Origin of the sequence: Niallia alba (assembly GCF_012933555.1) — a bacterium.
GTDB lineage: Bacteria > Bacillota > Bacilli > Bacillales > Cytobacillaceae > Niallia > Niallia alba.
The window spans coordinates 4,102,741-4,118,703 of sequence record NZ_JABBPK010000001.1; the positions used below are offsets into that span (position 1 = coordinate 4,102,741).

Sequence of the window (15,963 nt, forward strand, 5' to 3'; positions counted from 1 at the left end):
TTAACCTCCATTAATTACATATAATTCTTAAACCCTTTTCCTCCAGCCATTGAAATTTTTCTCTCTGACTTGGTACATGTTTTAATAACTCTTTTACTAATGCATAGTATTCACTTGATGTGTTTAAAGAATAAACCACCCATTGACCTTTTCTTTGTTCTTTAACAATTCCAAGATCTCGCATCTTCCGTAAATGCTGGCTAATAGAAGGTTGTGACATATTAAAAATTTCAACAAATTCACAGACACAACATTCCTGTTCATCCAACATGCTTACCATAGATAATCTTGTTTTATCTCCTAAAAGCTTTAATACATTTGCAGTATCCTTTAAATCCATTACAGTTGCCAGATTTATTTACCTCCCTTAGTATCTTCAAAAAAAAATGGTACTCATGTAACAAACCAAAGATATTAATGAAGAACTCATTTGCGTATATAATTATATGCTTATATGTTAATTATAAAAAAAGTTAATGTCAACGACATTAACCCTTATTATTTTATTTATTCACAAGAAATACGCATTCCGTTTTCCTCAAGCCAAATAAATTTTTCATTTTGATTTGGAATGTAATTTAAAATGTTTTTAATCATAGGGAAATATTGATTTCCTTGGTCTAGAGAATAGATAACCCATTTGCCTTTTCTTTGCTCTTTAACCAGACCAGCATCTTTTAATTTTCTCAAATGTTGACTTATAGCTGGCTGTGACATTTGAAACACATCCACAAATTCACATACACAGCAGTCATTTATCATTAGCATTCCCATTATGGATAACCTTGTCTTATCACCTAGTAGTTTCAAAATATTCGCAGTAGTATCTATTTGTTCAATAGTCATGTATAATCATCCGTTCCATTTGAATTACTTTTATACTAAATGGAGTAGTCATAGTATGCAAGAAAATAAGAGTTAGTTGAACTCTTATTTTCTCTTTTCAATAGTATATTTAATTAATGAGCTATTTCCTTCTCTAATTCGCAATAAGCTCGAATGAAATTATTATAGGATATAGATCCAAGTGTATTTTCTTTATTGCTAAATAATCTTGCAAAAGCCTTTTCTCTTGCTAATTCAATGGAAACTTCCAAACTATTCATGATTAATTTCATGTAAGCTTTAAAATAATCTTTACTTAGATTGCCACCTTTATTTATAACCATATATCTCCCTCACTCTTAATTATTAGGAGCAACACGAATTCGTCTCACAACTATTATTAGTTGTAATATTAGAGAAACTCACGCTACAAACCCCTGTCTCAGGTAAATCTAGTTCCACTTTTTCAGAAGATTCTATATCTCCTGCCATAAATGCTGCTATTGAACGTACCTGTTCATATCCTGTAGCCATTAAGAAGGTTGGAGCTCGACCATAGCTTTTAGATCCAACAATATATAGATTCTTCTCAGGCTGCCTCAATTCTTTTTCACCATGTGGACGAACTGTTCCACAGCTATGCAAATTAGGATCAATTAAAGGAGAAATTGCCTCTACACTTTCAGTAGCAAAATCAACTTTTGTACGTAATTCATTTAAAAAAGAGTAACTAGGTCGATTTCCTGTATTGACAATAACTTCATCAATCGATTCAATTTCCAGCTTTACACCGTTCACTTCTCCTATAATATTTAGCGTTGAGGTATTATTCCTTTTTATCAACTGATCTACTCTAAAGGAAGTGTGTACTTGAACGATCCCTTTATCCACCAATCCATGAATCCTGCTGCCTAATAATCCTCTTGCTTCTAAGGCATCCTTTTCCTCTCCACCATATGCATCCTCTACCCGTTCTTTGCGGATAATCCATATAATTTCTGTTTTAGGGTTCTTTTCCTTTAAAATCCCTAATTCTAATAAAGCATTAATGGCAGAGTGACCGCTTCCTATAACTGCTACTTTCTTATTTTTGTAGCGTTTTATACTTTCTCCCAAGATATCAGGTAACCCATAAAAAATGTTGTCCTTCAGGGATTTTTCTGATTCTAACCAAACTCCATTGGAGTTAGCTGGATTAGGATTTCCCCATGTACCAGTAGCATCAATGACAGCTCTTGCCTCAAGAACTTGAATAGTCCCTTTATACTCTGTATAAATAACAAATGGGACATTCTCTCTGTTAGCTGTCTTCATTTTATCGGTATTTTTTTTGGCTATAGAAATGACTTTTGTATTTAAAGCTATTACTTCTTGTAATTCTGGAATCTTTGATAAAGGGATTAAATAATTTTCCACAAGTTCTTTACCAGTAGGTATTTCCTCAAGATTCGGTTGTTCCCATCCATATCTCTCTAATAAAGTAGATGCTGCTTTATCGATGTTGTATTTCCATTGTGAGAATAGTTTTATATGCTTCCAAGTAAGGATGTTTGCTCCAACTTCAGTTCCAGCTTCTAGAATAATCACTTTTTGCTTATATTGAATGAAATGAGCTGCAGCAGCTAAACCTACAGGACCCGCACCGATAATAGCTATAGGTAATTCTTTTTCAATATAATCATTTTCTTCAATCGCACTAGAAGGCTTACAGCAAGTTGATAGGATATTGAATTCTGACATATTATTTACTCTCCTTTGTTTTTAACAAATAATAATCTTGATCAAAAAGCAATTTTTCCATAATCATTACATCTACAAATTCCCCTCTTAATTTTCCTTGATTTTTAAGTAATCCAACTTTCCTATAATTCTGCTTTCGATAAAGACCTTGACCTAAAGCATTGATAGGGAATGTAAAGAGCACTAACTTGTAAAAACCATGTGATTTTGCTTCTTCTTCTAAGACCCGTAATAATTGTTGACCTATTCCTTTCCCCCTAAATCCCCTATGTATATATATGGATAGTTCTCCTACACCCTGGTAAACAGCTCTTGTATTATAAGCATTTATGGAAGCCCAACCAGTTATTTCTCCTTGTTCGTTTGTTGCTACGAAAGCACAATATCTTCCATTATGGAGATTAAACCACTTGTAAATATAGTTTTCGTCTTTAAGTTCTTCTTCAAAGGTGGCTATTCCATCTTCAATTCCTTGATTATAAATCTCTAATATAGCCAATAAATCCCTTTCCTCTACTTTTCTAATCATTTTTCCAACTCCTTAATTGACTTTCACATTAATTGACTTTATCAATTATAATATTTAATGAAAGCCACCTTATTTGGTGGCACAACTACCTAGCCCATTGTTTTTATTCATTGCATATAGAAGCAAACTTAGACTTTCCATTACCTGTTGATGTTTATCTTCCTGAATATGTTGAAAAATATTACCTAGATACTCTAACATTTGATTGGAAATTTCCTCTGCCTTCAATTCCCCTTCATCCGTAAGTGACAAAAGGACATACCTTCTATCATTAGGATCTGGAACTCTTAAAATAAAGTTAAGTTCAACCAGTTTATTTACCTGTCTACTTAAAAGCCCTGTATCCATCATTAACTTTTCTGCCAATGTCTGTAGAGATATATTTGGGCTCTTACTTAACTCATAAACAATGTGACTTTGTGATACTGTAATTCCACAACAATCAGATCCGTCTTTCTGAAGAAGACCAAAGTCCCTTACCAATTGCTGGAGCAATTCACGTATTTGAATTTTATCCTGTGTTTTCATATATTATCGCCTCTAATTAGATGTTATCATCATTAATTGATAATGTCAAATAATATTTTGAACTTATACCTTATTCAACTCCCCCTTTAGTTACACAAGAGACTCCTCCACTAAAATAAAATGAGTGTTAACTTTTAAATTAAGCGTTAATTACTATTAACCTTAAATCTCATAAAAAACGTCTAATCCCTTATGAAACAAGGTTCTAGACGTTTATCAATTATAAAAGCGTTAATATTAGTAAAAACGAGTTCATTTATTTTTCACCTTCTTATTACGCGTTATTATATGTATTTTTTCATCCTTTTCTCTTTCTCAAATGCATCAATCAAATTAAATTTCTCATCATTAAATGGATTGATAACAAAGGGTCTTGTTGATAATGAAATGGATTTAAATGAAATATACAAGTCATCCTCAGAAATTAAATCACTCCCACTTTTTAAAGCCTGTACGGTTGATTCTTCTATTAGTTTTTTTATATAAAATGGATTTCCTTTAGTTGCATAAAAAATCTTCTTTGCTAATACTGGATCAGCTAAGAAAGCTTGCTCAGGAAAGGGCAGTTGCTTATCTAATCCATTTAAAAACGCTCTAAATTCTATTTCCTCTTCTTTCGATTGGTAGGAAAAAGGCTGTAAACTTTGCTTTTCACAAAAGCGGCGGTCTAATTGTTCATTATAAACAAAGACTTTATTTGATTCAGGCATTCCGCATACTAATATTGGTATTCTAACTTCATTAGATAAATTTTTCACCCAATTAGATGCTTTGTTTAATACATTTTTACTTTCGCTATCAATTAAATGTTGAAACTCATCTACTATAATCATTTCAACTTCACACTTTTCAACAAAAGATAATATTCTGACAGTCATATTATTCTCTGTACCACGATCATAGTTTGGATCTCCCATATTCAACAATATTTTAGAAGCCACTGACTTTGGTGTTGCTCCTACAGGAACTGTTAAATATAAAATCGGAATTTTTGTAAAACCATCAATAATTTTTCTCGGATATTTACTTTCATACTCTTTGAGTAGAGTAGATTTCCCAAGACCAGTTTCACCATATATAAATAAACCATCAGGCTGAACAGAACCAAAGGATAACTGATGGTGTTCTTCTATTTTATCTAATATTTTTTTATAACGCGGATATTGAATAATGATACTTTTAACGTGCTCTTTCCTTTTTTTTATTTCTTTGACATCAGGAATTTTACCTTTTAGTGGCTTAAATAATTCATTCATCGTTATGACCTCATTTTTTGAAACTCACTCCATAATCTGGTAATGAGTCTAAATCAATATAATCACTATTACTTTTCCCAATCATTGTTTCTTCATCTTGTAATTGCTCTTTTTTACTTTTAGTTGCATATTTTTTCTGTTTATTTTCCCTTTCTTTCTGTTCATCATAATGAACAACTATTGTATCAGCTTCAATAGGACTTTCAATTTGTAGTTCCGCTAATCCCATTGAAGAAATACCTTCATAATTATAACTCTTAGGCAAATCTCGTTTATTCAACTGTTCCAAGTTGCGTTTTTGTTTGTTATATTTCTTTTTATCACAATTTGTGAGCTCTTTTACTTTTCTTATGGTTTTTGCTAAATTAGTTACATCATCTTTGTTAGCGCCAAGTGTTCTTACCGAAGAGTCTAGTTCTAACTGAGACAAATAAACAGGTAAATTCGTGGGAATTTCCTTTCTTTCAAGAGATGTTTTAAATTTATCATAAACATAAACAGATCTCATATCCGCTAAGTCATATCGAACTTTAACAGACCCAATTTTCTTTTCGTGTTTTACCTCGTTAATTAAGTTAGCTCTAAGTTCCATTAAATCTTTACTATTATAGTATTCGTTTTCTATAACAACGCCTTTATTTTGTATCTTTCTATAATCTATTCCACTCATAAAAATTAATTTAAGCTCTTTTTTGCTTTGTGGTATAGGTAATTGTAGCAAAGGATTATTCACTAATCCTTTAAGCCATAGATCCTTTGGCTTTCCTCCTCGTCTCTTATCATAAGAATTCGCAATTACATCTACCATCACCAGATGAGCCATATAAATAAACGTCTGCATTGTTATACAAGCTTCTCCTACAGAATCATATAATCCTTTCTCATAAACATTTGAAAAAGTCGTTCCTTTTAATGTATGAATCCATGTAGTGTTAAGTGTTCTAAATCCTCTCTCGATAGTTCCCTTTTGATAACCAGCACCAACTTTACAAAAGTGAACATTTATATTTAACTGTTGGCAAGTATCCTTAACATCATACGATTCATTTATTATTGAATTATCAAATACTACCTCAGAGGGTTTTCCATATGCTACCCAATCATTTTCTATTAAGGGATATAATTTTTTCAGGTACGTTTTTGGCATAATAGAATGTAATAGACATTGTTTCACCGCAGATGCATTTACATCCTTAAATGTTACATAAAATCCTAGTGGATGACCGGTAGCTTTATCTATTGCATAGACTAGCCAAGGACGTTCTGGCTTTAGTGTCGATGGATTAATTAATAAGACATCGACAGGTGTCCAATCAATTTCCACTCTTTCCAAGGGTTTAGTAATTACAACTTCTTTTCTAGAACCTTTCTTCCTCAATTCAGTTTCAACTTTACCAAGCCTAATCTCTTCTTTTCTAAATTTGTCTTCTATAGTTTTCTTCCTTCTATAAAATGTAGAACGAGATACTATTTTAATTTTATTTTTATCATCTCTAAATCTGTTAATTTCTTCGATTCTTAATGAAAATTCAGAAAAAAGATGTTCATCTGTAAACTTTTCACCACTATATTGGAATTCATTTACCAGTTCTTCTATTAGTTCGACTATCTCTCCCTTTGTATAATGATTTTTGGGACCAGGCTTCTTTTTTACAAGAGTTCGAATATCTTCATATTTTTCCCATCTACTCTTCCATTCATAAAAGGTTGTTTTACTAACTTTTGGTTCTATCGTATCTAAATAACTCTTAATTTCTGCAGGTAGTATCTCTCCGTCTATCACTGGTTTTATAATTTTATACCTTCTTTTAGCCTCGTTAACTGAATCTATATCTAGCAATGAAAAGTCCCTAATTTCAAATTCATTGCTGCGCCAATCGTTGTTTCTGAATACTAATTCTTCTTTATTCCACTTTTCTAATAAGTGTTCTTTATCCCAAATCTCGATTTTATTGTAATTTAAATTCTCTAGTTCGATTGCTCCATTTATTTCTCTTCTAACTATATATCTATCTTCATCTATCATTAACTTTGTTCCTGCTAAAAATGCAAACATACTCATTAGTAACTATCCCCTCACAATATCTATAAAAGTTTCATCATTGAGTAATTCATTTATGAGCACTAGTGTTGCATAAATAGTGTCATAATTTTCAGTTTACTCACCTTCCCTGTTTAGAGGCAAAAAAGTAAATACCCAATCAAAGGTGGCCCCATCCATTTGGAAATTTATTTACAATTAGACTTTTGCAACGACGACAATTTGCATATTTAAGGGATGGCTTTTCCTTCAATCTTTCGAAGCCAAACATTCGCTGGTTTCCACAATGCAGCCCTTAGATAACGGCTAATCTGTAAGGTTTTTCGCTTGCTTCTGGTCTCGATTTGCACGAGAACATGTAGGCAAAAAACAATTAGTGCGATAAATACTTGATTTTGAATCGCCCATTCGCTTTGACCGTAGAACTTTTTGATGCTGAGATGTTGTTTGATCCATTTAAAAAACAGCTCAATTGCCCACCGTGATTTATACATTTCTGAAATTTCTTCGGCGCTTAAATCAAAACGATTTGTAATTAAATGAAGTTCATTTCCTTTTGAGTCCATCACTTTTAGAAGCCGAAAGTAATTTTCAGCACGGTTTTGAGTCGTACCTATCAACACCATTTGGTCTGATAAAACAGCTGTATCCTTGGGTAGCTTAAAATCGTAAACGTTCCGTATGACTGCATTTTTGCGTAGCCGTGAAAGAAAGAAGTAGCCATCATCAGTCATGCGATCAAAGCGCTCGTAGTCTAGATAACCACGGTCAAACACATACATGCATTCCTTGTCATCCACCATGATTTCAAGCTGACCACGGTCATGTTCTTTTGCCGTTGTCATAACGGCCTTTTCAGGATAGGATATACCCTTTTCCATAAACACAAGGCGCAAATGTAACTTTACACCTGCTTTTGTTTTGCGGAATTTAGCCCATTTATGATTGGTCAAATTAAGTGGCAATGTGCTTGAATCAATGATTTTTAACGGCATCACGAGTTTCGTGTAATGCGTTTTGGCATGAATTTGTGACACTAAATCAAGGAAAAGCCTTTGAAATAGATCAGGGTTTATGCCGTTTAACCGCCGTGACAACTGAGAAATACTAATAGAATCAAGGTCTATCCCTTTTTGAAGCTGGTCATCGAAAAGACAATCACCCAGCGCATGCAGACTTTCAATTTCTTGTAGCTGCGCAAAAAGTAGTAATTTTAGAAATGACTCTGTCGTTAATTTTTTCGTATAGTAATCTAATTTCATCGTTTTCACGTTTTCTTCAAATAATTGAAGATTTATAGGTGAAAACCATTGTCCAAATGAAGTTTTTCGTGTAATCTTGTCCATGTGATGGTCCTTTTTTAGTGGATTTGGACGGGTTACCACCTGACTAATCCATTATAAAGGACTTTTTCTTTGCGCAAAATAATAATATTGAACATTTTGAGTATTTTTAATAGTGAATTTAAATTAATGCAACACTAGTGATTTATGAGATCAATATTTAATTGCTGATTATAAATCATATAGTATAAATTCGAATAAATTTCTGGACTAGGTATACTATCATCAAACTTTATGATATCTTCCATCTTACTTTTTCCATTTTTTTGTATAAAATTATAAATTTTTATTTTTGTACTTTCTTTAGTTAACCTTTCGTCGACTCCTCTAATCTTATCGAGGTTTTGTATTAGATATCCTTGTCTTATATCTTTTTCTGTAACTATTTTGAATTTCCATCCTTTTTTTTCACAATATATTTTCCCTACTTCAAATTTAACTTTATTATCTTCTTCTTTAATCTTATCCTCTGGCTTAACTTCAAAAATAATATACTGTTTATCCTTAGTTTCCACTAAAAAATCAGGAAAATATTTGTATATCTTCCCTTTATATCTGTATTCTATTTTTATTGGTTGAGATTGAATTTTTATGATTGAAGGATCAAAATCTAAAACCTTAATGAAGTCCTTCTCTAACAGACTCTCCCAAGCAACCATTTCATTAGACTTTTTGCTATTTATAAAGCCTCTAAAGCTGCCTTTTTTGGATGGTTTTATTTTTCTAACTTGTTCCATATTATCACCTAGTTTACCAGAGTATTTTTTTGGAGATTATTATATTTGAGGTGAAGAACATCATGTTACTTTTTTATTTAAAGCCTAAGAACAACGAAAGCCTTACTGGATTCTTTTATAGGACGGCAAAAGAAAACTTAATGGATAACATAAAATGGATTAATGATCACTTTTCCGTATTTACAGGTTATCAGCCTAATGTTAATTTAATGAATTGGGGCGAACAAAACCATATTAAAGATACTTCAAACTTTTTACGCATCGAATATCAGCTTGCAAACAGTATGACTTTTACTTATCTATTAGAATTTCACGGTTTAAGAGTAGATTATACCAAGAACACTATTAAGTGCCCTTGGTTTTCATACCAAACAACAAAGGTTTGTCCAGTATGTTTAAAAGAGGAACCGATTCACCGTTTAGACTGGAGTTTTACATATAGTTTTATATGTAGAAAGCACAAATTATTTCTAATTGATAAATCACTAGTGTTGCATAAATGTTGTTAGAATATTCAGTTTAAATATGTCCCCTGTTAAGAGCCAAAAAAGTAAATACCCAACTAAAGGTGGATCCATCCATTTGGAAATTTTTTACAATTAGACTTAAGAGACGACGACAATTTGTTTATTAAGGAATGGTTTTTCCTTCAATCTTTCGAAGCCAAATATGTGCTGGTTTCCACAAAGCTGCCCGTAAATATCGGCTAATTTGTAGGGTTTTTCGTTTACTTTTTGTCTCGATTTGTGCGAGAACATGCAGGCAAAAAACAATAAGTGCGATAAACACTTGATTCTGAATTGCCCATTCGCTTTGGCCGTAAAACTTTTTGATATGGAGATGTTGTTTAATCCATTTGAAAAATAACTCAATCGCCCAGCGTGATTTATACATCTTTGAGATTTCTTCAGCACTTAAATCAAAACGATTTGTGATTAAATGAAGCTCATTTCCTTTTGAATCAATCACTTTTAGAAGACGAAAGTAATTTTCGGCACGGTTTTGCGTCGTACCAATCAACACCATTTGATCCGACAAAACAGATGTATTCTCGGGTAGTTTAAAATCGTAAACCTCCCGTATGACTGCGTTTTTTCGCAGCCTAGAAAGGAAAAAGTAGCCGTCATCTGTCATCCGATCAAAGCGTTCGTAGTCTAAGTAACCACGGTCAAACACATACATACATTCCTTGTCATCAACCATTACTTCAAGCTGACCGCGGTCATGTTCTTTGGCCGTTGTCATAATGGCCTTTTCGGGATAGGATATACCTTTTTCCATAAACACAAGGCGTAAGTGCAATTTAACACCCGCTTTTGTTTTGCGGAATTTTGCCCATTTATGATTAGTCAAATTGAGAGGCAATGTGCTTGAATCAATGATTTTTAATGGCATCACAAGTTTCGTGTTGTGCGTTTTGGCATGAATTTGTGAAACTAAATCAAGGAAAAGCTTTTGGAATAAGTCTGGATTCATGCCATTTAAACGGCGTGAGAGTTGGGAAATACTGATAGAATCAAGATCAATGCCCTTTTGCAGTTGATCATCGAAAAGACAATCGCTCAGCGCATGCAGACTTTCGACTTCTTCTAGCTGCGCAAAAAGTAATAATTTTAGAAATGACTCTGTCGTTAGTTTTTTCGTATAGAAATCTAATTTCAACGTTTTCACGTTTTCTTCAAATAATTGAAGATTTATTGGTGAAAACCATTGTCCAAATGAAGTTTTTCGTGTAATCTTGTCCATGCGATAGTCCTTTTTAGTGGATTTGGACGGGTTACCACCTAACTTATCCATTATAAAGGACTTTTTCTTTGCATAAAATGATAAAATTGAACATTTCAAGTATTTTTAATAGTTAAATTAAATTAACGCAACACTAGTGTTGATAAATGTATGTATTGTTCTAGAGATATAAATATTAAGACCGTTATTTCCGATAAATGTGTTTGTGGGATGCCTTTATCTTCAGCTAAACCCAAAAATGTTACATTATCTCTTCTATTTAATTATCAACAAGAGGTTGATAAATTTTTCTCCCATGATAAAACTGTTAATATTAATGATTGGATTTCAAATTCTTCGACATTCTATTATGCATTAGAGTTTTTAGCAACTTGGATACCACAAACAATCAATATTGATGAGATTATAACATTAGATGGTTTTAAATATAGCGGAAACGCAGTTGTTAATAGCCGTTTAAAAAAATCAAAAACACTTATTCAATCTTGTCCTTTATACATACACGCTTACATATTATTGAGGGATTGGCCAAAGCAATTTTATACATTCATTAGATTGATGAAAAATAAAAACAACCTTAATAGTTTTCGTCTATTTTGTAATGCTGTTAATAAGTTAATTGGCACTAATTTGGAACCATTGCACACTGAGTTTATGAACTATATACTTAAGAATCAATTACCAAATAGTTATCCAAATCAATTTATTAGTATAAAAAAGGCATGTGAAATTACTAAATTAAAAGAAGATACAATTAAAAGAAGTGATTTTTTTCAGCTGTTTATGTGTAACTTCAAGGAAATGGAATTTTTCTTTGTGAAAAAAATGGAAATCGAAAAATGGTTGTCCCTTTACAAAGAATCGATTTCAAAAGAACACTTACGGAATACTTGGCGGACAAGCCCAAAAGTTACTTTTAACATACTTTCCAATAATGTATTATGGCCAGCTATTAACATACAAACTGGTTCTGTAATGCAATGGCAAATCCCTATTGGCAAATTAGAAGAAATCACTTTAAGGTTACAACAGAGAACCACTCTAATAATTGGACCAAAAATTATTTTAAATAAAGCCTTTCAGTGGGTTGGTGTACATTACTCTTTTGTTGTAATTAAAGCAATGTTGGCAGGGTGCTTACCATTCGAATTAGATAAAAAAGTTTTGGGTAATTCTTTGGTTTCAAAAAGAGTACTTTTTAAAATAGTTCGAAATATTGTTGTTAAACTGGCTAAACAAAGTGGAGTTTTATCGCAAAAAGATGTTGCCTTCTTGTTTGGTGTTAAGAAAAAGGATATTGAATATTGGATTTGTACAAATAGACTTAAAACTAATAGCTCAGGGGCTATTACAAACGATTCCTTTACTAAATTTGAATCCAAGTACTTTACAACCTTTCAAATTTCCATGATTAAATCTATTAGTACAAAAAGAATATTAAAAAAATATAATAAGGGGAAATTGATTGCTGTTTCAGGACCTGAATTAAACGATGGTAAACGCTTATTATTCTTAAAAAGCGTAATTAACATAATCTAATAAAGATTAAAATAGCTTTCTAATGACTGAATCCTACTGAATTTTATTAATTATTCAAAAAAGCTGAGATTTTATATTTATTCTTCTATAATTAGCTTTACATCACTTTTACTATATATTTTAAATTTATTCTGGAAATGATTTAATACAGGGCTAATGTCTTTACTAGTTAATGTGTTTAACAGTAAGTCAATGTCTTGGGAAACAAGATCACTAAGCTGAGATAAATTAATATAATTATTTTTGTATTTTTTTGCTTCATTTACTGAAAAATATGGCTTTTCCATTAGTTCGGTTGGTTTTAATAGCCCATATTTGATTAACAAACTAATTTGACTATTTTTTATCCCTAGGTATTTAACTAGTTCCAGTCGAGATAATACCCCTTTTCCTGTTTCTAACTTATTTTTTAGTGACTCTTCCCATACTTCATTTTTTCTAATAAGATATCGTTTTAAGCCTGTATCTTTCACTCTTTTATCAACCACACGTATTTTCCCCTTGACTATAAGTGTAATCATATCGGATAAATTGGTGCCTACTGAATATTTAATACTCTTTGTAATATCTGTTAGCTCTTCTTCATTACAAGAAATTTGATTACTTTGTAAACAATATCTTTCATACCTTTTCTCTATAATTCGGAAGATTTGGTCAATCTTCCGCCGGTCATATAATACTTCATTAGTACCATTAATGATTGGAGAACTTTTTACTTCCAAAAGAGTCTTTTCTAAAGAAATCACACCGTTAAGTGATATGTTTAAAATACTACTTGTTACTTTTCTATTAACCAAGAATCTTTTATTTGAAAGATATCTATTAACACTTTCTCTCGATATTAATAAAAATTCTTCTCTCTCCTTGGTAATACTCGCTTTAAGAAATCCATTAGCTATAAGTTTTTTTACAGTAACGTGTTTGCATTTTAACATGTTAGCGACTTGTGTGATAATGAAAGATAATAAGCACTATAAATATCCTTGTTAAAACTCCTACTATTTGAAATTAATGAACTATCCCAGTTTTTAAATATATAATTTTCAAATTCATTTCTTAAGAAGTCCATTTGAGGATGATTATACTTATTATATAAATCAATAAAAAAGTAGCCAAAGTTATTAATATAACTGCCTCTATCATATTTAGGCTTACACTTCTTAAAATTTATGTACAATTCCAAAAAATCAGAATAATTAACAGGCCAATTTTCGAATCTTTTTGTAATGTTCATAATTAAGGTAGTAAATTCTCTATCTTCATATTCAAATGGAATTGAAATACTCCCTACTCTACTCTTATCTCTATAGTACAATCTTATAAAAAAGTGATAAATCAATAAGATATATTTTAGATCAAGTTTAGTTAACAAATTTAGATTACTTTCTTTAAAATTTCTGGTATCAGAGTTAAATTTATAATAGATGATTCTCGACACGAAGGAATTGCTTTCGTCAGCATTTTTAACTTTTAAGGTCCTTAAGTCCTTATTACATTTACAATAATAAAACTTCTTTCTATATTGTTTAATTGGTTTTCCACAGCTACTACATGAAGAAACAAGGAAACAATTATGTATTGGACATACTAAAAAAATTCTTATATCCCATAATTTATGATGAATACCAACAGTTTCAAGGCATCTAGGACATACCTTAGCATGAGCATTCATCAAACTGTCTTGATACAAAGAAAAATTAAAATGCTTAAATTTTCCTTTTTCATAGTCAAACTCGTTATAAAATGTAGTTATTAATAATTCATTAAGTGACAAGCCAGTTAAATTCATTAAAGATGAAAAATCAAATTTCCATGGTAGCAGATTGCGAGGACCAATATAGTGATTAAAATCAGAATCGTTTAATATCCATGTATTTGTTTCATACATATTTTCAATTGATAATCTATTAATATAACTAGGGGTACAGCCAACATTTCGGAAATTTTGTACGCTAAGCAAATTTCCATCTAAAAAAGCCGATTTTTCCTACGTTAAGGAATCATCGGCTTGATATTAAGAGATGGTTATCCTGCACAACAAGATAGTTTGGATACATCTTTGTCAAACGTTAGAGCAGCCAGCTTCAGTCCTTCTGCCATTGTCAAATATGGTGCAAGGGTTTCGCGAAGATCCTCTACGGTTAAACCGAATTTGACAGCTAATGTCGCTGCATAAATCACGTCTCCTGCGTTTTCTGCCACCACATGAGCCCCTAATATTTTCAACGTTTTCGCGTCCGCAACCAGTTTAAACACGCCTGTTGTTTCCCGATTAACCAGTGCTCTTGGAACGGCATCTAACGGCAAGACGGAAGTTTTCACTTCATATCCTTTCTCTTTTGCCTGTTGCTCCGTTAAACCAACTGTTGCAATTGCTGGAGCTGTAAATGTAACCCCCGGAATCACTTCTAAATTCAGCTTTTTGTTCAGTCCACCGATAGCATTTCCTGCCGCAACTCCACCTTGATAAGCTGCTACATATACAAATTGGGAACCAAGCGTGACATCTCCTGCTGCATAGATGCGTGAATTCGTTGTTTTTGAATACTCATCGATTACGATTTCACCACGGGGGCCTACTTCAACGCCTGCATCCTGTAAATTCAAGGTTGCCGTGTTTGGTGTTCTTCCTGTGGCAACCAGTAATTGATCTGCCTCAATGATTCGCTTCTTGCCATTTACCTCAACATGGACCTTTTTAATGTCTCCATCTTGTTCGATTCGTTCAAAAGATGCTCCCGTCACTAAGTTGACCCCTTGTTCTGTCAAGGCTTGCGTGATTGCTTCTGAAACCTCAGGATCGTACTCCTTTAATAATTGCGGGCTTCTTTGCATCAACGTGACTTCTGAACCTAGATTATGGAAGAGTTGTCCCAATTCCATCCCGATATATCCAGAACCGATGACCGTAAGACGCTTAGGCACCTTCTTTAATTCAAGTAGAGTTGTGCTTGTTAAATAATCGACTTCATCCATTCCAGGAATGTTTGGCACTGCTGGTGAAGCACCTGTCGCGATTAAGAATCGTTTGGCTGACAACTGCATGCCATTGACTTCAACGGTTTTTTCATCTACGAATTTCGCTTCGCCTTTGATTAATTCAAAGCCATAGTCATCAATCAAATCCACATATTTTGAGTTTCGAAGATCCGTCACCAGTTCATTTTTCTGCTTGATCAATGGTGCCAAATCAACGTCGCCAGCTGACGTGTGCAATCCGATGAATGGATTATTTTTTGCCAGATGATTGATTTCGCCAGCCCGAAGCAAAGTCTTTGAAGGAACACAGCCGATGTTCACGCATGTTCCACCAACCGTACCACGTTCAATGATTGCCACTTTTGCTCCGTATTTCACGGCTTCGATGGCAGATGAAAAGGCAGCCCCACCAGAACCGATGATGATGTAGTCATAATCACCTTCATCACCTAACTGCATCATTTCTTGCGATTGTACTTCTTCTGCTTTGCCTGGTTGATATTTCGCTTCAGCAATCGCTTTTTTCGCTGTTTCAACCTCTAAGCCATTTGGTAGCTCAAATACAGCTTCGCCACGACGAAAATCTACTTCAATCCCTCTTGCACCCATGTTTTCAAGAGCAACAGCTACATGCTCTTCACAACCCGTACAAGTCATCCCTTGAACGTTCACTCGATATTTTTTCATGTTAACCCTCTCC

Annotated in this window: 16 protein-coding genes; 2 read left to right on the forward strand and 14 right to left on the reverse strand. The window is 32.8% G+C overall.

The window, feature by feature from the left end:
- Positions 1–10 precede the first annotated feature (10 nt).
- The 10 genes from HHU08_RS19655 to HHU08_RS19700 all read right to left on the reverse strand — a co-directional run bounded on the left by HHU08_RS19655 (position 11) and on the right by HHU08_RS19700 (position 8,999).
- Positions 11–340 carry an ArsR/SmtB family transcription factor gene (locus tag HHU08_RS19655; RefSeq protein WP_171510383.1) on the reverse strand — a complete coding sequence of 110 codons (330 nt, stop codon included), beginning with the start codon at positions 338–340 and terminating at the stop codon, positions 11–13.
- 167 nt (positions 341–507) lie between these two features.
- Positions 508–846, reverse strand: coding sequence for an ArsR/SmtB family transcription factor (locus HHU08_RS19660; RefSeq protein WP_047945087.1), 339 nt, complete (start codon positions 844–846; stop codon positions 508–510).
- A gap of 113 nt (positions 847–959) precedes the next feature.
- Positions 960–1,169, reverse strand: coding sequence for a hypothetical protein (locus tag HHU08_RS19665; protein ID WP_047945104.1), 210 nt, complete (start codon positions 1,167–1,169; stop codon positions 960–962).
- A gap of 22 nt (positions 1,170–1,191) precedes the next feature.
- Entirely contained in the window at positions 1,192–2,565 is a 1,374-nt protein-coding gene (locus tag HHU08_RS19670) for an NAD(P)-binding domain-containing protein (protein ID WP_163187425.1), read from the reverse strand.
- A gap of 1 nt (position 2,566) precedes the next feature.
- Complete coding sequence (locus HHU08_RS19675; RefSeq protein ID WP_169189098.1) at positions 2,567–3,094, reverse strand: arsinothricin resistance N-acetyltransferase ArsN1 family A; 528 nt, start codon at positions 3,092–3,094, stop codon at positions 2,567–2,569.
- Positions 3,095–3,163: 69 nt separating this feature from the next.
- On the reverse strand, positions 3,164–3,622 hold the full coding sequence (locus HHU08_RS19680; RefSeq protein WP_047943233.1) for a MarR family winged helix-turn-helix transcriptional regulator: 459 nt from the start codon (positions 3,620–3,622) through the stop codon (positions 3,164–3,166).
- Between the two features lie 284 nt (positions 3,623–3,906).
- Complete coding sequence (locus tag HHU08_RS19685; protein WP_163187423.1) at positions 3,907–4,878, reverse strand: TniB family NTP-binding protein; 972 nt, start codon at positions 4,876–4,878, stop codon at positions 3,907–3,909.
- 10 nt (positions 4,879–4,888) lie between these two features.
- Positions 4,889–6,940, reverse strand: a complete 2,052-nt coding sequence (locus tag HHU08_RS19690) for a Mu transposase C-terminal domain-containing protein (RefSeq protein WP_169189099.1) — start codon at positions 6,938–6,940, stop codon at positions 4,889–4,891.
- A 209-nt stretch (positions 6,941–7,149) separates the two neighbouring features.
- Positions 7,150–8,265, reverse strand: coding sequence for an IS4 family transposase (locus HHU08_RS19695; RefSeq protein ID WP_169187985.1), 1,116 nt, complete (start codon positions 8,263–8,265; stop codon positions 7,150–7,152).
- 134 nt (positions 8,266–8,399) lie between these two features.
- Positions 8,400–8,999, reverse strand: a complete 600-nt coding sequence (locus tag HHU08_RS19700; protein ID WP_169189100.1) for a TnsA endonuclease N-terminal domain-containing protein — start codon at positions 8,997–8,999, stop codon at positions 8,400–8,402.
- 62 nt (positions 9,000–9,061) lie between these two features.
- Here HHU08_RS19700 and HHU08_RS19705 point away from each other — a divergent pair, with 62 nt between their 5' ends.
- Complete coding sequence (locus HHU08_RS19705; protein ID WP_169189101.1) at positions 9,062–9,508, forward strand: TniQ family protein; 447 nt, start codon at positions 9,062–9,064, stop codon at positions 9,506–9,508.
- A 121-nt stretch (positions 9,509–9,629) separates the two neighbouring features.
- Here the strand turns inward: HHU08_RS19705 and HHU08_RS19710 are convergent, their stop codons facing one another.
- The gene (locus HHU08_RS19710; protein WP_100525938.1) at positions 9,630–10,745 is read right to left on the reverse strand and encodes an IS4 family transposase; all 1,116 of its coding nucleotides are present in this window, start codon (positions 10,743–10,745) and stop codon (positions 9,630–9,632) included.
- 210 nt (positions 10,746–10,955) lie between these two features.
- Between HHU08_RS19710 and HHU08_RS19715 the strand changes: the two genes are divergently transcribed.
- Positions 10,956–12,284, forward strand: coding sequence for a hypothetical protein (locus tag HHU08_RS19715; RefSeq protein WP_169189102.1), 1,329 nt, complete (start codon positions 10,956–10,958; stop codon positions 12,282–12,284).
- Between the two features lie 77 nt (positions 12,285–12,361).
- On the opposite strand, the gene HHU08_RS19720 is transcribed toward HHU08_RS19715, so the two are convergent.
- The 3 genes from HHU08_RS19720 to merA form a co-directional block, all read right to left on the reverse strand.
- A complete protein-coding gene (locus HHU08_RS19720; RefSeq protein WP_169189103.1) occupies positions 12,362–13,219 on the reverse strand; it encodes a hypothetical protein in 858 nt (285 codons plus the stop codon).
- The gene (locus HHU08_RS26010) at positions 13,213–14,244 is read right to left on the reverse strand and encodes a TniQ family protein (RefSeq protein ID WP_169189104.1); all 1,032 of its coding nucleotides are present in this window, start codon (positions 14,242–14,244) and stop codon (positions 13,213–13,215) included. Before HHU08_RS26010 ends, HHU08_RS19720 begins: the two co-directional genes overlap by 7 nt.
- Positions 14,245–14,309: 65 nt before the next feature.
- Positions 14,310–15,950 carry a mercury(II) reductase gene (gene merA / locus HHU08_RS19730; RefSeq protein WP_169189105.1) on the reverse strand — a complete coding sequence of 547 codons (1,641 nt, stop codon included), beginning with the start codon at positions 15,948–15,950 and terminating at the stop codon, positions 14,310–14,312.
- Positions 15,951–15,963: the final 13 nt, after the last annotated feature.